Below are 18,669 nucleotides of genomic sequence, written 5' to 3'. Positions count from 1 at the left end.
CTATGCATAAACCGTCACTCAGCCGCAAATTCTTTCTTGGCTTCACCTACGCTTTTCTGATCGGTCTGGGGCTGCTCTGCTTTCTTCCCATCGTTCATATTCTGGCGGTTTCCCTCAGCTCCAAAGGCGCGGCGACGGCGGGGATCGTAAAGCTGTGGCCCGTCGATTTCACGCTTAGCTCCTATCAGTACGTGCTGAATAAACCGCAATTTATGGTAGCGATGTGGGTCACCGTGCAGCGTGTCGTTCTCGGGACCGGGATCAGCATGCTGCTAACATTGCTGATCGCCTATCCGCTGTCGAAGGAACCGCGGGATTTTAAATTCCGCACGCAGTATGCCTGGTTCTTCGTGTTCACGACCCTGTTCTCCGGAGGGTTGATACCGAGGTATATGACCATCAGGGATACGGGGCTGATCGACACGATGTGGGCGTTGGTCATCCCGGGCGCTGTAGCGGTGTTCAACGTGATTTTGCTGCTCAATTTTTTTCGAGGTCTGCCCAAGGAGCTGGAGGAATCCTGTTTTATTGACGGCGGCAGCTACATCACCAGCCTGTGGAAAATATACGCGCCGCTGTCGCTGCCGGCCATGGCTACCGTTACGCTATTTACGATCGTCGGCCAATGGAACGAATGGTTCGACGGACTGTTACTCATGAATTCGCCGGAAAAATACCCGCTGTCCAGTTACCTGCAGACCGTTATCGTTCAGACCAATCTAACGTCGATCAATGCGGACGATGCCGCGGCCCTTTCCGAAGTGTCCAACCGAACGTTTAAAGCCGCGCAAATATTCATCGGCTCGCTGCCCATTCTGCTGCTCTATCCCTTCCTCCAGCGTTTCTTCGTCAAAGGCATCGTGCTGGGCAGCGTGAAAGAGTAATCCGAATATGCTCTATATTTTGTTTGATCCGCGTGCCTCCTTTTTCGGAACATATGGTATAATTTCCTAGTCAGGTGTCAGGTGCTAGCATCGTAAACTCAGGCTTACCGATATAGCAATCAAGTAAGGAGAGAGCAGAATGAACAAACCTTTTCTTCAATTGTACGACTATCACATGTGGGCGAACGAAAGAGTATGGAATCATTTGCAATCCTTGCCGGAAGGCGTGTTTCTCCAGGAAGTGAACCTGGGCTTCAAATCCATCGCCGAAGTTTTCGGTCACCTTGCAGCTGCGGAGGAAGTTTGGTTTGCCCGGATCAAGGAGGAAAGTCCTCCGTCGCTTGCCGCGAGACCATTCGCGAATATGGAAGCAGCTTATCAATACCTGAGCCAGCTCCAAACCGAGCACCATGAATATTTAGCGTCAATTGGCGATATGGGGAAGGTTGTGACTTATCACAATACTGCGGGTGAGGCATTTCAGAATTCGATTTCGGAGATTCTCCAGCAGGTCGTAAATCATGGAACCTACCATAGAGGCAATATCACGACCATGCTTCGGCATTTGGGACACAAAGGAATCATAACGGATTATATTGCTTTTTTAAGAGTGTAGCTTAAACGAAACCACACATAGGGGACTTCCTGCTGCCATGATCTCATGAGCCGGGGGAGTCCTTTTCCTATTTTTACCAAACGGAAATGAGGATGTAAAATAGATTGAGAATGCCAGGTCAACAGAAGGATGATCGGGAGTCGTTTTATGTAAAGAATGTTTATAAATATCGTTGGTATAGAGCTTCCTACTGCTCATTTGTATGATATAAGGAATGACTTCATAGCTATAGATATTCTTAGGATCAAAAGAGCGACGCGAGTGAAGTGCTGATCACATTCGAGGAATACAATAACACGAAACCACATACTACCTAATTAGTTTATTTGAATGTGTATCAGGACGGTCAAGTCTTGGTCCACGACCCGCCCCGGGACGTCCGTAGCCATCTTGATGAGCTAAACGAATGGTTTCAGGATGGGACGCTGTTCACGACATTCGATGGCGCGCTGCCTCGTGATATGGATTCTAAAGATTGGGACTACCAAAGAATCCTCTATCGGCCGGAAGAGAAGCGGGAAGTGTAGTGAGTGATCATATCAGCTGAGTTGACGGGAAATAAAAAACATTTATAAAAAAGTGAGGTTATTCCAATGTATAGTTTGTACGGAGCGCTGTGTACGGAGGTGTATGATCTGAGCAAACCGTTAGGTTTCTCGTTTGGCGACGTGGAATATTATGTAGAGCGCCTAAAAGACGTTAAGGGCAAGGTGCTGGAAGTTGGATGTGGATCGGGCAGGGTATTAATCCCGTTGCTCCAAGCAGGCATCAACATCGAAGGCGTGGATAATTCGGCTGCGATGCTGGATTCCTGCAGAAGAAGATTAGCGGAATTGAGCCTTGAGGCTAAGTTGTTTGAAGACGAGATGCATAACTTTTCGTTGGCGGATGCCTACGACGCCATTATCATTCCAGCAGGATCTTTTCAGTTAGTGGAGGGACGCGAGCGGGCGGATTCGGCTCTGAAACATTATGCTTCCCATTTGACGCCTGGGGGTAGATTGATCGTGGATCTGTATATTCCTACGGATTTAGACGCGAATCACACCTCGACTAGAAGCTGGGAAACTTCCGATAACGAAGTCATCGTTCTGGAGGAAAGACGTACGGAATGCAATCTGCTTGACCAGCGCATCGTCTCGATTCTGAAATATGAAAAATGGAAGGAAGGCCATCTGGTTCAGACCGAGCTGCAGCGGTTTCCTCTAAGCTGGTATGGGATGCATGAGTTTGAACTCATGCTGGAGAAGCAGGGATACGAAGAGATTACGAAGTCGGCTGACTATCGCTGGATGAATCAACCTGTAATTGCGGGTCAGATGATGACATACGAGGCTAGGAAGGCTTTAAGGGGGCGTTAACAGTCATTAGGGCGTTTATCCGAGGTGCCATAAGAAACTTGGGCAGAAAATGAAGTGAGGTGATGGTATGCCGTATGATTCAGACTTAACTGCTTCAGATGTGGAGCGATTGCTCTCATACCTCGATTATTTTCAAAATCCCGGGTCCGTTTTTTACCATGATGTTAATGGATATCGATGCGAAAGCCAGGAAATCCGAAGTTTTCGTAAAACCTTAGATGATGTCGGCTTCCTCATGGTATTTAACTGGAGCGAATGGTTAGCGGAGAACGAGGTTTATCGAGATTTAAATAATCATATTGGGAGCAGCATTAGCAGCGCCGATCTGGTAACCCTTAGAAAATTGATGACCAGTTATGTTCGCGGTGACCGATTCAATGAAGGGTTATTCATCAGCGTATGTATGAAAGGACATGTTGCTGAAATTTTATTGCGACTGAGAGCGTTAAAGGGTTTGCTATGCTGACAACCAAAGCGATTTTCCTCGACTTTTATGGGACTGTAGTTCATGAAGATGATGAGATCATTCCTTTAATATGCCGGAAAATTAAAGAAAGTTCTCGTGAAAAATGTACGATTCAGGAAATAGGGCAATACTGGTGGACATCATTCTCGAAGATGTTTCAAGAAAGCTACGGGGAAAACTTTGATACTCAAAGAAATCTGGGTAGGATGTCTTTAAGCATGACGATAGACTACTTCAAAGCGGATTGCATTGCAGAGGGGATCATACAGGAGCAATTTGAGCATTGGCAAATGCCAGGCATTTATGAAGATGCTCTCTCATTTTTTAAGTCGTGTGAATTGCCCCTATATATCATTTCTAATATTGATACATCAGATGTGATGGCAGCCATAAAGTTTCACGAATTAAAGGTTACTGGCGTGATTACGAGTGAAGACGTTAGATCATATAAACCTAGATCGGAAATATTTGCAGAAGCACTTCGAAGGTATGAGTTAAAGAATACGGAGGTACTGCATGTCGGGGACTCATTAACAAGTGATGTTATAGGGGCTCAAACATTGGGAATAGGAGCCGTTTGGATCAATCGCATGAACAAAATGAAGCCGGATCATATACAGCCCGATAACATCATAAAGAAGCTGACGGAATTAGAAAGGATCATCTAGTGCGAAATATTGTGTTGATTGTCATTACATCATGTAAGACCAACTCTGAAGGTTCAACTACAAATTATGTGCATTTAACGGAGCAGCCGGTTGAGCTTATTGAATCCAAACTGGAATTCATTCCGGAGATTCCAATATACATCCCGATTGATGTGGCAGAAGAAACCGCCTCTTTGGAATCGTATGAAACCAAGCAAGGGAAATTTCAGGAAGTGGTATACCATCATAGGAATAATGATAAACAGCAGCTTTATAATTTAATCATTACGTATGATGAGACTGACCAGATATACAGTGAACAATCCATTGCGAGAGGGAAGACAAGCCACGCTCTGGAACATGGCATTCAAGGATATTATGAAGAAGATGATGATGGTCAATCATTATGGTGGAGAAATAACGGCTTAACGTATAGATTTGTATATTTTCTTAATGAAGGACAGCCTAAGTTAGATAAGCAAGAATTAATTCAGTCCGCCAACTCAGTTGAGCCGCTGCAAACTAATGGAACCCGTTAATTCAGAAAAAGATAGCTTCTGTTTTTATTGATGTAACCCTATGGAAAAATCGGTAGAATGTATACAAGGCTTCCGGACCTTTCGGATCCGGTCTTATGGGAAGATGTACAGCTCTGGACGGGAACATCATGATGATTGTACTAGAAAATAAATAAGAAACAGAAATGAAAAATCATATCAGAGGGGGAGAGAGCATGATACAATCCATTGTTCATATCGCGTTAGTCGTGAAGGACTATGATGAGGCCATCGCATTTTATACCGAAAAGCTGAATTTCACCTTGATTGAAGATACATACCAGCCTGAACAAGATAAACGCTGGGTGGTCGTAGCACCACCGGGATCGGTCGGCACAACGATATTGCTTGCGAAGGCGTCCAAGCCAGAGCAAGAGCCATTTATAGGCAACCAGTCGGGCGGCAGAGTGTTCCTGTTCTTGAATACGGATGATTTCTGGAGAGATTATCGTGAAATGGTATCGCGGGGGATTGAATTTGTAAGAGAGCCCAAAGAAGCGGATTACGGCATGGTGGCGGTATTTAAGGATTTATACGGCAATCTGTGGGATTTGCTGGAGTTGAAGGAAGATCATCCATTGATGAAACGAACGAAGTAATTGGTATATTGATCGTTCATTCAAGAAATTACAAGGAGGGAGCAGCAGATGTCTCATATTCTCAATCTTATTGTCATTGCTGCACATCCGGATGAACCTGAAATCTATGCAGGCGCGATCTCGGCAGCTTACGCGGAGATGGGTCATCGGGTCAAGTTCGTAACGCTAACCGATGGATGCTGTGGTCATCATGAAATGAGCGGGCAGCAGCTGGTCGAACGTCGGATTCAAGAAGCTCATGAGGCAGCAAAGCGGCTTGGGGTGCTGGAATACGTCGTTCTGCCCATTCCCGATGGCGAATTGATGCCCGCGCTCGAAGTACGCAAGGAGGTGATCCGTCAAATCCGTGGCTGGGAGGCGGATATCGTCATTACGTTCCATCCGGACGGTCCCGGTCATGTAGATAACCGCAATGTCGGGAAGGTCGTGCGGGATGCGGCCGATTTTGTTGCGAATGTGCCGAATGCCGTCCCTGAAGTGCCGTCATTGAAGAAATCCCCGATATTCCTGCTGATGCCGGATTACGCGGCACGAGCGACGTATCAACCGGATATGGTGTTCGATGCAGGAGCCGTCATCGAGAAGAAATTGCTGGCCTGCGATGCCCATGCTTCCCAATTCTATGAGTTTGCACCTTGGCAGGGCGGTTTCTTGGATGCGGTACCGAATACTTGGGAAGCGAAGCGGGATTTTATTCTGAAGTATTGGGATCGGTTCCTGAGCGTCTCGGACGAAATGCTCCCTTCGCTTGCGAAGCAATATGGCCAAGACTACGCAGCCAGCGTACAATATGCAGAGCCTTTCGAAATTGCGGATTATGGCAGAAGACCGAATGAGGATGAAATGAAGATTTTGTTCCCGATGTTAAGGGGTGCTCATGAGTAATCTATTCTTGGTTAAATAAGAAAAAGAGCGGATTCCCTTCTCAGGGAAGTCCGCTTTCTTTATATAATTTTGAATAATAAGCTTACACCTTCTCTAATGGTGATTCTGTAACTGGACAGAATTCGGGATTCGTCGAACTTAAGCGTTCGGCAAATTGCGGCTGGAGCTTGGCAAGCTCCGTATAATAACTACCGATCACGTGGTTTCCGCTCACCGACCCATTCTGGAAGGTCAAAGGCCATTGGGTATGCACGTGGCTGTAATAGTACTTCTTCTCCCGTTTCGGCATCTTGTAGATATGAGGCGGAGCATGCGTTACGACATCGAACAGGTTGGCAATACGGGAGCTGCTTCGAACATATTTAGCAAAGGCCTTGGCAAAATCGGGATCTCCCACACGAGGGGACCCGTAGGTAAACACATAGGGGGATAGGTGGTCTGTGTTGGCGGCAACATCAACTGCGCATAAGGTTGCGAGTGCTCCTCCAAGGCTGTGGCCTGTAATGAACAGTGTCTTGTGTGTAGGAAGTCGGTTAAGCGCCGACATCACCTGGCCGCGAGCAGAGGCGTAGATGTTAGTGAAACCGCGGTGTGTGAGAGAAGAGTCCTTCATATATTTGAAGTTTTTTTGGGAGGCGATGGCATCTGAGATCCAGTTTGTCGTTGAACTGGTGCCCCGAAAGGCAATAATAATTTCGTCCGGTGATTCTAGAATAAACCCAAAGCGCTCGGACACGCTGATTAAGGAGTTCGCCTCAATGGTGTCATAAAGCGAATAATTTAGCGGAAGGACAAATGAGCCGTCCGTATTGGTGAATTGTGTATAGGTCTGTCCGCAGATCGCTGCCAGAAAAATGGCCCATTGTTCTCGTTCCATGCTCGTACCCATGCACATCCCGCCCTTCTGTTCTCCTACACTATATTAGGGTGTGGAAGGAAAGGTGCCTATACGCCTGAGAATAGCGAATCCACCATCAAGTCCAAGCTTAACACGGATTTTATTATCAGAAGGGTTTGGGTAGAACCGAGTTATATGGTACGATTCAATAGACGTTTTTGGTTGACAGGTGCATCAGCATGCACGTCATCAGATTGTACTTTAAAGATACATAGAGAGCAGGGTTATAAAGAATGACGGACAATATTCAACAACGCTTCCGTTTCAGTGAAGCACCCATCTGGGAACTACAACGGACTTATTACGAAGAACTGGGGATGAAGGCTTGGAATAATGACCAGGTTCCGCAGTATATTACGAGCAACCCTATGATTGCAACGGCTTACGCCGAAATTATATTCGGATTCCTTCGGGACCGCGCCGATCAAGGCGATCTAACCGAAACGGTTACGATTCTGGAATTGGGTGCCGGAGCCGGGCGCCTCGGTTACCATGTCCTGCACAAGCTGTGTGAGCTGAGAGATTTTGCGGGTATAGCGCTGCCCCCTTTCCGCTATGTCATGACCGATCTGCCGATTAAAAATGTTACGGCATGGAATCAACATCCTGCCATGCAATCCTATATTGAACAGGGACTGCTGGACTTCGCGAGATTTGATGCCGTGCATGATACAGAATTGAACCTGGTGGTATCGAAGACAACGATACGTCCTGGAGATCTGAAGCAGCCGCTGCTGGTTGTGGCTAACTATTTTTTTGACGGCATTCCGCAAGAATTGATCTACGTGGGAGAAGGCAAGATTTATGAGAGCGATGTTGTCATCGAATTTCCGGATCAGCACGACAAGCTCAAGCCGGCTGAAGCACTGGAACGTATGAAACTGGCATACGAGCACAGCCGCGCACCCAGATACGAGGAGGATACCTACCCGTACCGCGATGTGATTGCCTATTACCAGCAAGAGCTGGAGGATTCACATATCCTGTTTCCGGAGGTGGGTTTGACCTGCCTGGAGCGACTGAATCAGTTATCAACATCGGGTTTCATGCTTCTTACTGCGGATAAAGGAGATCATCGTATCGATAATTGGAAGTTCGCCGAACCGCCGCAATTAATTTACCATGGCAGCTTCTCTTTAACGACTAATTATCATGCGATGCAGCATGTGTTTGAGCAAAGGGGCGCGCAGTCGATTTTCCCCACGCAGCATTATAAAAATATTAACATCGGCTGTATCCTCATGCTGGAAGCACCAACGAGTTATGCGAATACTCGGATCGCTTATCGCCAATTTATCGAACGCTTCGGACCTGATGAATTCTTCAGCATGAAGGAATGGGTCGACCGGAATATTGAGAGCATGGGCATGCAGCAAATATTGTCGTTTTGGCGATTGGGCGGGTATGACGCCGAGTTCTTCATTCAGAGTGCAAAGCGTATCTCGAATTTGCTGCCGGATGCCAATGACGAAGAAATGCTGGATATTCGAACAGGCATCTACAAGATGTGGTCATCGTACTATGTAATGGAGCAGCGTTATGATCTGGCATTGGACGCGGGGCTGGTGCTGTTCGAGATGGATATGTACGAGGATGCGAGGTTCTTCCTGAAGGAATCCGTGGAAACGGATGAAGACGAGCCGGTGCCAACGGTTTTATATTGCTTGGCGATCTGCTGTTATGAGCTGGGTCTCGACGAGGAGGCTCTGGAATACACGCGTGAGGCGCTTGTTCTGGAGCCTGATCATGAAGAGGCCTTGGCACTGTTGAAATGTTTTGAGTAAAACACGTATTTCTTCATGTCCGCGAAGGAAATTACGTATTCTTCTCAGAATCGCATAGGAACGACGCACGCGACCCGGCCTCTGAGATTACAATAAGGCTGGGTCGTTCTGTATTTTGAACCTGATCCACTTACGATTCAATTCGCACAGATGGCCCTGCGAGGATTCGGGTAGTGGAGTATAATGTATAAGGACATGAACGTAATGATGCTGACAGAAAAACATACAACGATAGGTGAAAAACATGAGAATAGCTTTTTTTGATTCAGGTTTAGGCGGTTTAACCGTGTTATCGGCGGCTATGAAGGAGCTGCCGCATGAAGACTTTTTGTTTTATGCGGACACCCTCCATGTGCCATATGGTACCAAAGCCAAGGAAGACGTGAAATCTTACATCCATCATGCGATGGAAACGATCATGAAGGAAGAAGTCAAAGCCATCGTCGTTGCATGCAACACGGCAACAAGCATGGCGATTTCCGATCTGAGGAAGGTTTATCCGATCCCGGTGATCGGGATGGAGCCGGCCGTAAAGCCGGCCGTCGAAATCAATCGTTCCAGCGGGAAGCGAATCCTTGTGCTTGCCACGCCGCTGACCTTAAAGGAATCGAAGTACAGAGATCTGGTTCGACGAGTCGATAGCATGCATATCGTGGACTCCCTGCCTCTGCCGGAGCTGGTAGAGCACTGTGAGGCATTGAACTTCGATCAAAAGGTCATGAACGCATACTTTACCAAGCAATTCGAATCCTTTGATATGAATGAATACGGAACCATCGTCTTGGGCTGTACCCACTATCCTTTTTACAAAAGAATCTTATCGGATCTGCTGCCGGATCATATTCGCATTATAGATGGCAGTAAAGGAACCGTGAACAGACTCATTCAGGTATTAAGTGACCATGATCTGCTCAGCTCCAGCGGGAGTCAGGATGTAAAGCTATTAAATTCTAGCCAGTCCACGGCATACACAGACAAGATGGAGAAAGCGCTGAGCATTTATAGAGAAATAGAGGGATAGAGAACTGGCAATTGAACCCGCTTGCAGCGCTTCCTCAGTGGTTATCGATGTATGCAACGAAATAAAATAATAAGACACACTTGACCCGACCTAAGCAGAGTAAGATCTATAGGGCGGGTTTTGTCGTTAGAAGGGGACTTTTTATGAGTGATCCGTTCCAGAAACTAATTTCATATACTCAAGCCTCTCAGGAGAAGTATGGTGCTTCTGCCTCTGCTTTGTTCATCATTCAAGATGGTCATGCCGTAACGGAATGGTATTCTGGACAGCATCATTTTAAGAGTGGTGCAAGGGGTTCGGATGCTGAACAAATATACGGAGAATTATAGTGAAGATCAGACCAAGTTTAATGAAACATTTTACGAGTGTTTGCGGTTATAAAGGGTATACGTGTTAATGAATATGGGCGAGGGGTGAAAGTCCAATGACGGAAGCCCGTGCAATCCTATTTGCTGCTCGCGTTTTATATAGGAGAAATTAAGAGGAGGATGAAAAATGGGGAGAGTTTTTTTGTCCGGTCCAACCATGGTATTACTCGTTAAAAATATTGACCAATCGATTCATTTCTATAAGAATTTGGGCTTTCAATATGAACTAGTAGGCGGTCCCGAAGTTCAGCATGTTCATATGACCAGAGATCAGGTGACGTTTATTCTGCATCAAGCCGTGAATCCCAGTGATGTTAAACCCTATTCATCTGTTCAGGGAGGGCTGTATTTTGATGCTTTTTGTTATACCGACGTTTGGGCATTGCTTGAAGAGTTCACTGTAAAGGGGATCTCCATTGTAAAGGGACCGGATTTGAATGATCATTTTAGTGAGTTTACGATTGAAGATGTGGACGGGTATCGTATTTCATTTGGCGGATAATCGGTAAAGGCTTCTCATTCAGATACTCATTTCCATGCAGGAAGGACCGGAGAATTGAAAATAAAGTTATTATTCAACATTAGGAATCATTGCATTGAAGGATATACGAACGGAGGTGCTGCTATGACAACGATACCTGAAGGCTTCATCTACTTGGAGCCATGGGAAGCCGAGACCTCGGAAAGATTCGCGGAAGAATTATATAAGGAAATCTCGAGGAACCATATTCTGTTCGGAGTTCAAGTGAAGACCGTAGCAAGAAGATGCGATCGGGATGATTTTTTATTTTCTTTATTAGATGAGCAGGGGACGTATGCGCAGGTGCATTTAACCTGGAAATATGAAGAGTCGGCGGAATGGCCGAAGACCGTGATGTTTAGTAGTTTTGAAGAATGGGTGCACGCTTCGATGTTACCTGATAACAAGTATTTTTAGAGATCAATCTAAGAACGGAAAGGATACATTCTACATATGATCAGTTTGATTATTATCGTTTTGATAGTTGGCTTGGCCGGGATAATCAGCAATCAGTATTCTGCACTGAGAAGGATGGAGCGCATGCAGCGTTCATTGGATGAGCTTAACACTAGAATACAAGAGATAAATCATCATCCTAAACAATGATATTGTTTTTTTATTGAGTGAGGTTAGCCTTGCTAAACCAGTAGAGAAGGAATCTGGGAGCGTATTCGCCTTAATTCAGATCCATGTGGGAGTATGATATGAACCCTTTTAAACATTCTAAAAAAGAAATCAGAACGAAGTTTGAGATCGATTTGCTGCACCAGGCACAAGCCAAAGAACCTACGAAACCACCACATCCTTGGCGTCACGAGGTTATCATTCCAGCTGCGGGGTGTATTGCGTGCGGGTGGGATACCGATGAGAACCTGGTTCTGATCAGCAGCAATGGATACAGTATTACGCAGGCCAAGTCAGGAACCTTGATTCACAGAGAGCGGGATTCTGAAGTAACCGAAGATCATATTAGCGAGAACTACTTGAGTTTTCGTATTCCGCAGAGCGGACAGGATATTGCGATATTTGGATTTGAGTCCGGAGACGGGATTCACGTGACGAACGATGGCTGGATGCTGGAAGTTATTCACCCTTGGTGGCCAAGGGCTTCCGTCGTATTGGATCAGGTGTTTGTCCCTAACTATGAATATCTCAAAAACGCCGCGATGATCGATTTGAACCGGCTGGATGGAAAAATAAAAAGTGGTTTTTCGCCGTCTGGTCAACATTTCGTTATTCTGGGATCTGGCGGAGCACTCTTATATTCGAGGGAGTAGCAGCTATACACCTGTATAAGAGAGGTCGTTTGTCAAAGCAAGCTGACACGCTGCAGGACGGAGGAAAAATGAAATGTCTAGGGACCTTTGAAATATCCATCGTGTGGGATGAAGATGAGCAGAAGCCAATCGAAGAGAAGATCCGAAGCTTAACATAAGTGCAACCGATGCGGAAGGGGGATTCATTTCGGATGATCAAATACAATATTTGTTATGTTCGGCGCGGTGATGAGGTTTTATTGTTGAATCGTAAATCCCCGCCCTGGATGGGGTGCTGGAATGGTGTAGGTGGCAAGCTGGAGGCGAACGAACCCCCGCGAGACTCAATGTTACGTGAACTGGAGGAAGAGACACATATACAAGACTACAGTCTAACCTTTAAAGGCGTAGTGACTTGGTCCGTCAACGGTTCTATTACGGGTGGTATGTATTTATATCTAGCAGAGGTGCCTGAGGATTACATCTACCATACTCCGATCACGACAGCTGAAGGCATATTGGATTGGAAACCCGTTACATGGATAACGGACGATGCGAATGTTGGAATTGCAGCTAATATACCGGGTTCGCTCGAACTTATCTTGCATGATCCGAATTGCTATGATCACCGATGCACGTATGAGGACGGTAAGCTGGTCGAACAAACACCGTTTCAGATTAGTGCCTCGATTGAAACGGATGAAGCGATGAGAGAGGCGTTGGATCACTATCGGGTAGAGGGAGTTAGGATTTAATCTCGTTAGAAAAAAATACGCAAACACCACATGACCCGACTTAGATAGGAAATATCTTAGGCCGGGTTTTGCTTTCAGTATGAGGAGTTCTGGAAGCTCGCTGGAAGAGTAATATAAAATCCTAAAGGTGTTGCAGGCCATAGGGATATGGATTTCGCTTGCGCACGAGTGGAGCTTGCAGGGGAGTTCATTCACCGTGTGAAGCACATCATTAAGGGTCCTTAAGGGTCCTTAAGGGTCCATAAGTCAGGCGAATCATGGTTAAGGATTCTGAGATTCAAAGAGGAGATTGATCAGCATAATGGGCAAATTTATTGGAAGGGCGTTAGTCCCCATATCCTATGGACTCTTGCTTGCAGTGATCTGGCTGCCTATCGGAATTATAATCTACATGAACCATCTGGCTGGCGGCATTACTTTGAAATACATCATGCACTTTTTACCCGGTTTGCCCCTAATTGCCGTTTTGATCGGGTTGATCTGCCTTCGAAAGAAATCGGGGTATCACATTTTTTCCGTTTCATTTTTATTGTTGACCCTGTTGATTACTGTGCTTATGCCTATAATCGCAGAGTCCTAATGATAATGATTTAGGCAATAAGGGGAGTGTAACAACTGGACTCATGAAGTAATAGCCATTCCGAAGACCCTGGAGCACTGCTGCTCCAGGGTCTTTTCAAATCCTATCAATATAGTTTCTCTTAAGGTCCTCTTAACGTAGATTTAACATTGGCAGCCGTATAATGGTGGGGAGGTGGTAGAAGAGATGCGTCTGCTAATAATCGAAGATGATCGTGAATTATCCTATGTTATGAAAGCCGGGCTTGAAAAAAGCGGGTTTCATGTCGATGTCGCTAACCAAGGGCTTGAAGGTGAAGATAAAGGATTTGCCAACCGGTATGATGCTATTTTGCTTGATTTGAATTTGCCTGACAAAGACGGGATGGAGATCCTCTCCTTTCTACGGGAACAGCATATCGACACGCCCATCGTGATTGTTACGGCACGGGATGAAGTCGTTCAGAGAGCACTAGGATTAAACACGGGTGCCGATGATTATATCATCAAACCTTTTGATTTTGTCGAGCTTGAAGCACGGATTCAAGCCGTCATCCGCCGCTACTATGGGCGAACGAAGAATGAGATTGATATTGGCCGAATTCGAGTCTGTCCCCGTACAAGGAAGACTTACATAGATGGAATGGAAATCGCATTATCCGCCAAGGAATTTGATATATTGGAGTATCTGGCAAGCCGAAGCCCGGATATCGTATCCAGCGAGGATATTGCGGAGCATGTGTACGATGAGTTTTTTGACCCGTTCTCGTCGGTGCTAAGGGTGCATATTGCGAATTTGCGTAAGAAACTAACGCTGCAAGGTGGACAGGGGCTGCTGATCACGATGAAAGGGAACGGGTACCAGTTATGTGGTCAACATCGATGAAAGTCAGCCGAATTCTTCTGTATTACTCCCTGGCGGTGACAGCCTGCCTGATTCTTGCTTTCATTTTTTTCATTCGTTCCATATCCGCCCCGGAGACCAACCTCCCTAAATATTTTTTTATGTTTAACATGAACAAGGTGACAACGCTCATTCAAAACGGGAGTTTTAGCGGCATGTCCTTCCTCGATCTAAAACCTTCCGTTATTAACAAAAGAAACCTGGAGGATTATTATGTTGGAGCGCTGCTTCAGCATATCCCGATCTTGGTTCTATGTCTTGTAGGCATTCTGGTGACAGGGACCTGGGTATTGTCCAAAATTTTGAAAGCTCAGCATGAGAAACAGGCCCTACTCCTAGCGAAGCAATTAAGCAGTATGGATGAGGAGCATATCATCATGGAGCAGCACCCTGCCATTGTGAAGGCTTATCAGGAGATTAAGAGTAAATTCGAGGCGTACACCCTGGATTACGTCCGCCTTAGTGCTTACGTGACTCATGAACAGAAAAACATCCTGTCCTTGCTCCGAGCCAAATTGCAGCTTTCAGACCATGGAGAGCTGACGGAAGAGGTGGACAAGGTGACGGACAGCCTGGACGATATTTTGACATTGAGTGCTTCCAAAGAGAATACGACCATGGAAATCGTCGATACCGCCCTTGTATGCGCGGATGTGTGCGACGAATACCGAAGGCTTCACCCGAACATCCATTTTGATTTTGATGACGATGCCAACAATACGGTGATCGGGCGGGAGCTCTGGATAAATCGTGCTGTCACCAATCTGGTGTCCAATGCAGTGAAGTATGGCGGGAACAGTGAAATCCTGGTGTCGGTAAGCAACAGGAAAGGCAGTGTGATTATAGCGGTCTCCGATGGAGGAGAGGGCATTGACGAAGTGGAGCAGGAAAAGCTGTTCGATTACCAGTATCGGGTCGGCAAACTCAAGAAAGACGGCTACGGGATCGGGCTTAGTCTGGTACGGCATGTGTGCGAGCTCTGCGACGGGCTGTGCTGGGTAGAGAACAGAGGCGCTAAAGGCACTACATTTTATATGATTTTTCCAGAGGCCTTAACATTAGATTAACATGGCATTCGTTAGAATGGGATTGTCCATGAGGATGCAGTGAACCGGTTCGCTGCACCTATGGCCAAAAACAATAGGGAGGATAACCATGTACATCTTTCAACATGCCATGAAAAACATCGGCCGTAACAAAGGACGAAATATGCTGATGGGTATCATCGTCCTGGTCATCATCATTGCGACCGTCATCTCGCTGATTATCAATAACACGTCAGGCAGGATCATTGACGATTATAAAACACAGTTTGGCTCCAAAGTTAGCTTGGCTCCCGATTTAGAGCAAATGTACAGCAAGGGGCCAGATTACGAAAAAGTCACATCGGAGCAATATTTGGAATTTGCCGAATCCGAATACCTGAGTCAAAGCACCTTTTCCGCCGTCGTACCGAGTGCCAGTGATACCGTCAAAGCGGTGGACCAGGATAACGATCCGAAGGGCGGAAATATCAAGCTTCAAGGGCCCGGCGGAGCGTCCAAAGGAAATCCAACGATGAAACTCGTGGGGAATTCAAACCTGGAGACTCTTGCCGAATTCTCGGATGGACAGAGAACACTGGCTGAAGGCGAAATGTATAAGGAGGCCAATGAAAGTATCGTAAGCAAGGAGTTTGCAGAGCTAAACGATATCTCGGTCGGAGACACGATTGAGGTAAACAGTGTGATGGGCGAGGGCGATCCGTTTACATTGACCGTTACCGGAATCTATCTAGACTCCACGGCCGAATACGGGGACATGCCGATGGAGATGAGTTTCATGAACCGCCGCAATGAAATTTTGACGAGTTTTGATACGGTGATGGGGGACGACCAAGCGGCAGCGAGTGCTGTCAACATTCAGGCCACTTATTTTCTGAAGAGTCCGGATCTATTGCCTGATTTCGAAAATGAGCTGCGTGATAAAGGGCTTCCGAGTTCCTATACGGTAAGTACCGATGAGGAAAGCTATGCCAAGGTTGTCGGTCCGGTCGAAGCGATGAAGGGAATCTTTCTGACTTTTATGATCGTCGTGATTATTCTGGGCTCCATCATCCTTGCGCTGTTGTCTTCCATAACGATCAGGGAGCGGAAATATGAGATCGGGGTCCTTCGGGCGATGGGTATGAAAAAAGGTAAGGTCGCTGCAGGCCTTATCAGCGAGGCGCTTATGATTACGGCAATCTGCCTTATAGTAGGGCTGGCCATTGGAAGTGCGCTGTCGCAGCCTACGGCCAACACCATTCTGCAGAATCAGATCGAAGCGGCGGAACAGACAAAAGCCGCGAGCGGTCCCGGTAAATTTCTGATGGTCGGGGGACAGAGCAATATGAGCAATGTAACAACCCCGCCGATCAGCCAAATCGATGTCGGGCTGGGAATGGATACCCTTTTACAAATCGCGCTTATCGCGCTGCTGCTGGCAGCAGTATCCAGCATAATGAGCATCAGCCGAATTACGAAATACGAACCCATTAAAATTTTGATGGAACGGAACTAGGGGGCGCTTAAGAATGAGTGTATTAGCCTTACAGAATGTATCGTATCGCTATGAGGGTGCAAAGCAGCTTGTTTTGAAAAATGTCAATGTGGCGTTTGAGAACGGCAAAGTATATACCATTGTAGGAAAATCCGGTTCCGGCAAATCCACCCTGCTGTCGCTCCTCTCCGGTCTGGACGTATGTGCAAACGGGGATATTCTGTATAAAGGAGACAGCCTGAAGTCGCTGGACCGCGACCATTACCGAGCGAAGAGTATCGGCGTTATTTTTCAAAGCTTTAATCTGCTCACTACGGCGACGGCCGTCGAGAACATTGTGCTGTCCATGAATATAAGCGGCAGTAAGGAAAAGGACAAAAAGGCGTTTGCCTATTCGCTCCTGGAAAAAGTGGGGATCAACCGGGAAACGGCAGATCGCAGAATATTGAAGCTGTCAGGGGGAGAGCAGCAGCGCGTCGGCATTGCACGCGCCTTGTCGCACAATCCGGATGTTGTCATTGCCGATGAGCCGACCGGGAATTTGGATCGGGATACGGAAGCCGAAGTGTTGAATATTCTGATGTCCCTTGCACATGATCATGGAAAATGCGTCATTATCGTTACCCATTCCAAGAAAGTCACATCGGTGGCAGATGAGGTGTGGGGACTCTCGGAAGGAAAATTGCTGTATATCAAGTCATAATAATTAAAGTTTATATAGAGAAAGGCTGATCCTATATGAGCAAAAAGAAAATACATGTCTTTAGCATCATTCTGTACGTACTTGCCGGCTTGTTAACGCTGTATGCAGCTTGGGCAGCGGTGGAGTCTCATGGTTACATTAGCAGCATGGTGGAACAGAATCAGATCAGCGTGAGCGGAAGCGAGTATGATATTGTCAACTTCTATATGGCCAATAGTGCACAATATGTACTATTTGCTGTTACCTTGGGAACGCTGGGTTGGATCTTGCAGAAGAATGCTTCGGGTCCAGCAAATCATGTAACCTTCGAACGGCCGCAAGCAGGTCCGTCATCCTTCCAGGAGAGACGAAATGAAGCGGACGGGGAAGATTTCGAAGAATGGTTCCGGAATAACGCGAACTAATATACAACCATCGTATTCACATCAAATGAACCTCCTAATTGGAGGTTTTTTTGGTTCCTTCCCGGGCACAAATCATCTATGATAGGGGAAAGGGGAATTTTTCTATTTCGTATACCGCTCTGTAATTCTTGAGGGATCATCCAATTCATGATCGGGAGGAGATTGTGTTGAAGGACACCAGCTTGGACTTTTACGATGGGCTAGCGGATACATATCATTTGATATTTAAGAATTGGCATGAAACGGTTCAATGGCAGGGTGCTTTCTTCGATAAGTTTATTCGTTCGTTATACGCAGAGGAACACGAGCGGCCGATTCATCTCCTGGATGCATCATGTGGAATAGGAACACAGGCTTTGGGAATAGCGCAGCATCATTTTACCGTAACGGCTACGGATCTTAGTCCCAAATCCATTGAACGAGCCAAAAAGGAAGCAGACAAGTTGGGGGTTCATGTTCATTTTGGCGTCGCGGATTTCCGCTCGCTGGATAAGGATGTTCCAGGACAATTCGATGTCGTCTTGTCTGCTGACAATGCTGTCCCCCACTTACTGGACGACCAAGAATTAAGCGTGGCTTGTCGGAACTTTTACGTGAAGCTTAGAGACAAGGGGCTGCTGATTATATCGATGAGGGACTATGACGAGATTCGGCAGAACCGACAGCGTGCAACGGTACCCAGGGTTATGGATGAAGGAAAACGTATCGTTTTTCAAGTGTGGGATTGGGCTGAAGGTGGGAAACACTATATAACCAACCAATTTATTATGCAAGAGATTGACGGGGCATGGAGGACTGAAATTAACAGCACATCCTATAGAGCTTTATTGAGAACGGAATTAAGTGCAATATTGGAGGAAGCGGGATTTGCCGATATCAGGTGGCATATGCCCTCGGAATCGGGCTTCTATCAGCCGATCTTGACCGCAAGAAAATCATGAACGAAGTCCACCTGGGTAAAAT

General features: G+C 46.4%; 24 protein-coding genes. 23 read left to right on the top strand and 1 reads right to left on the bottom strand.

What is annotated here, in order from left to right; genetic code table 11:
* Positions 1-2: 2 nt before the first annotated feature.
* The 9 genes from OHJ21_RS14855 (at position 3) to OHJ21_RS14815 (ending at position 6,015) form a co-directional block, all read left to right on the top strand.
* Entirely contained in the window at positions 3-884 is an 882-nt protein-coding gene (locus OHJ21_RS14855) for a carbohydrate ABC transporter permease (RefSeq protein WP_100538382.1), read from the top strand.
* Between the two features lie 139 nt (positions 885-1,023).
* Entirely contained in the window at positions 1,024-1,500 is a 477-nt protein-coding gene (locus OHJ21_RS14850) for a DinB family protein (RefSeq protein WP_326113897.1), read from the top strand.
* A gap of 353 nt (positions 1,501-1,853) precedes the next feature.
* The gene (locus OHJ21_RS14845) at positions 1,854-2,027 is read left to right on the top strand and encodes a hypothetical protein (protein ID WP_486021059.1); all 174 of its coding nucleotides are present in this window, start codon (positions 1,854-1,856) and stop codon (positions 2,025-2,027) included.
* A gap of 66 nt (positions 2,028-2,093) precedes the next feature.
* Positions 2,094-2,861, top strand: a complete 768-nt coding sequence (locus OHJ21_RS14840; protein ID WP_326118967.1) for a class I SAM-dependent methyltransferase — start codon at positions 2,094-2,096, stop codon at positions 2,859-2,861.
* A gap of 67 nt (positions 2,862-2,928) precedes the next feature.
* Positions 2,929-3,327 (top strand): DUF6508 domain-containing protein, encoded by a 399-nt coding sequence (locus OHJ21_RS14835; RefSeq protein ID WP_326113900.1) that lies wholly within the window; start codon positions 2,929-2,931, stop codon positions 3,325-3,327.
* Positions 3,321-3,995, top strand: coding sequence for an HAD family hydrolase (locus tag OHJ21_RS14830; RefSeq protein WP_486020372.1), 675 nt, complete (start codon positions 3,321-3,323; stop codon positions 3,993-3,995). The genes OHJ21_RS14835 and OHJ21_RS14830 overlap by 7 nt, the downstream gene beginning before the upstream one ends.
* Complete coding sequence (locus OHJ21_RS14825) at positions 3,995-4,513, top strand: hypothetical protein (RefSeq protein WP_486020371.1); 519 nt, start codon at positions 3,995-3,997, stop codon at positions 4,511-4,513. The genes OHJ21_RS14830 and OHJ21_RS14825 overlap by 1 nt, the downstream gene beginning before the upstream one ends.
* A 194-nt stretch (positions 4,514-4,707) precedes the next feature.
* On the top strand, positions 4,708-5,130 hold the full coding sequence (locus tag OHJ21_RS14820) for a VOC family protein (protein WP_071219842.1): 423 nt from the start codon (positions 4,708-4,710) through the stop codon (positions 5,128-5,130).
* Positions 5,131-5,178: 48 nt separating this feature from the next.
* A complete protein-coding gene (locus tag OHJ21_RS14815) occupies positions 5,179-6,015 on the top strand; it encodes a PIG-L deacetylase family protein (protein ID WP_486020370.1) in 837 nt (278 codons plus the stop codon).
* A gap of 82 nt (positions 6,016-6,097) precedes the next feature.
* On the opposite strand, the gene OHJ21_RS14810 is transcribed toward OHJ21_RS14815, so the two are convergent.
* A complete protein-coding gene (locus tag OHJ21_RS14810; RefSeq protein WP_486021044.1) occupies positions 6,098-6,904 on the bottom strand; it encodes a lipase family protein in 807 nt (268 codons plus the stop codon).
* Positions 6,905-7,146: 242 nt separating this feature from the next.
* Here OHJ21_RS14810 and OHJ21_RS14805 point away from each other — a divergent pair, with 242 nt between their 5' ends.
* The 14 genes from OHJ21_RS14805 to OHJ21_RS14740 all read left to right on the top strand — a co-directional run bounded on the left by OHJ21_RS14805 (position 7,147) and on the right by OHJ21_RS14740 (position 18,647).
* Positions 7,147-8,697 carry a tetratricopeptide repeat protein gene (locus tag OHJ21_RS14805; RefSeq protein ID WP_486020368.1) on the top strand — a complete coding sequence of 517 codons (1,551 nt, stop codon included), beginning with the start codon at positions 7,147-7,149 and terminating at the stop codon, positions 8,695-8,697.
* Between the two features lie 244 nt (positions 8,698-8,941).
* Positions 8,942-9,718, top strand: coding sequence for a glutamate racemase (gene murI / locus OHJ21_RS14800; protein WP_100538374.1), 777 nt, complete (start codon positions 8,942-8,944; stop codon positions 9,716-9,718).
* 143 nt (positions 9,719-9,861) lie between these two features.
* Positions 9,862-10,047 carry a hypothetical protein gene (locus OHJ21_RS14795; RefSeq protein WP_100538373.1) on the top strand — a complete coding sequence of 62 codons (186 nt, stop codon included), beginning with the start codon at positions 9,862-9,864 and terminating at the stop codon, positions 10,045-10,047.
* A gap of 166 nt (positions 10,048-10,213) precedes the next feature.
* Positions 10,214-10,588, top strand: a complete 375-nt coding sequence (locus tag OHJ21_RS14790) for a VOC family protein (protein WP_486020367.1) — start codon at positions 10,214-10,216, stop codon at positions 10,586-10,588.
* Positions 10,589-10,711: 123 nt separating this feature from the next.
* A complete protein-coding gene (locus OHJ21_RS14785) occupies positions 10,712-11,023 on the top strand; it encodes a hypothetical protein (protein ID WP_394054454.1) in 312 nt (103 codons plus the stop codon).
* Positions 11,024-11,310: 287 nt separating this feature from the next.
* A complete protein-coding gene (locus OHJ21_RS14780; protein WP_394054456.1) occupies positions 11,311-11,883 on the top strand; it encodes a hypothetical protein in 573 nt (190 codons plus the stop codon).
* Positions 11,884-11,912: 29 nt separating this feature from the next.
* Positions 11,913-12,041 (top strand): hypothetical protein, encoded by a 129-nt coding sequence (locus OHJ21_RS14775; RefSeq protein WP_486020366.1) that lies wholly within the window; start codon positions 11,913-11,915, stop codon positions 12,039-12,041.
* 33 nt (positions 12,042-12,074) lie between these two features.
* Positions 12,075-12,617, top strand: coding sequence for an NUDIX hydrolase (locus OHJ21_RS14770; protein ID WP_486020365.1), 543 nt, complete (start codon positions 12,075-12,077; stop codon positions 12,615-12,617).
* 766 nt (positions 12,618-13,383) lie between these two features.
* The gene (locus OHJ21_RS14765) at positions 13,384-14,061 is read left to right on the top strand and encodes a response regulator transcription factor (RefSeq protein WP_326113907.1); all 678 of its coding nucleotides are present in this window, start codon (positions 13,384-13,386) and stop codon (positions 14,059-14,061) included.
* A complete protein-coding gene (locus tag OHJ21_RS14760) occupies positions 14,058-15,146 on the top strand; it encodes a sensor histidine kinase (protein ID WP_326113908.1) in 1,089 nt (362 codons plus the stop codon). The genes OHJ21_RS14765 and OHJ21_RS14760 overlap by 4 nt, the downstream gene beginning before the upstream one ends.
* An 88-nt stretch (positions 15,147-15,234) precedes the next feature.
* The gene (locus OHJ21_RS14755) at positions 15,235-16,620 is read left to right on the top strand and encodes an ABC transporter permease (protein WP_486020364.1); all 1,386 of its coding nucleotides are present in this window, start codon (positions 15,235-15,237) and stop codon (positions 16,618-16,620) included.
* 13 nt (positions 16,621-16,633) lie between these two features.
* Positions 16,634-17,302 carry an ATP-binding cassette domain-containing protein gene (locus OHJ21_RS14750; protein WP_486020362.1) on the top strand — a complete coding sequence of 223 codons (669 nt, stop codon included), beginning with the start codon at positions 16,634-16,636 and terminating at the stop codon, positions 17,300-17,302.
* A gap of 35 nt (positions 17,303-17,337) precedes the next feature.
* The gene (locus tag OHJ21_RS14745; RefSeq protein WP_326118950.1) at positions 17,338-17,706 is read left to right on the top strand and encodes a hypothetical protein; all 369 of its coding nucleotides are present in this window, start codon (positions 17,338-17,340) and stop codon (positions 17,704-17,706) included.
* 167 nt (positions 17,707-17,873) lie between these two features.
* Positions 17,874-18,647, top strand: coding sequence for a class I SAM-dependent methyltransferase (locus OHJ21_RS14740; RefSeq protein WP_486020361.1), 774 nt, complete (start codon positions 17,874-17,876; stop codon positions 18,645-18,647).
* The last annotated feature ends 22 nt before the right edge of the window (positions 18,648-18,669 follow it).

The sequence above is a fragment of the Virgibacillus sp. LDC1 genome, assembly GCF_025792345.1.
Classification (GTDB): Bacteria; Bacillota; Bacilli; order Paenibacillales; family Paenibacillaceae; genus Paenibacillus_AQ; species Paenibacillus_AQ lautus.
The sequence above is the reverse complement of the archived record's forward strand: the minus strand, read 5'-3'. Positions and strand labels throughout refer to the sequence as shown.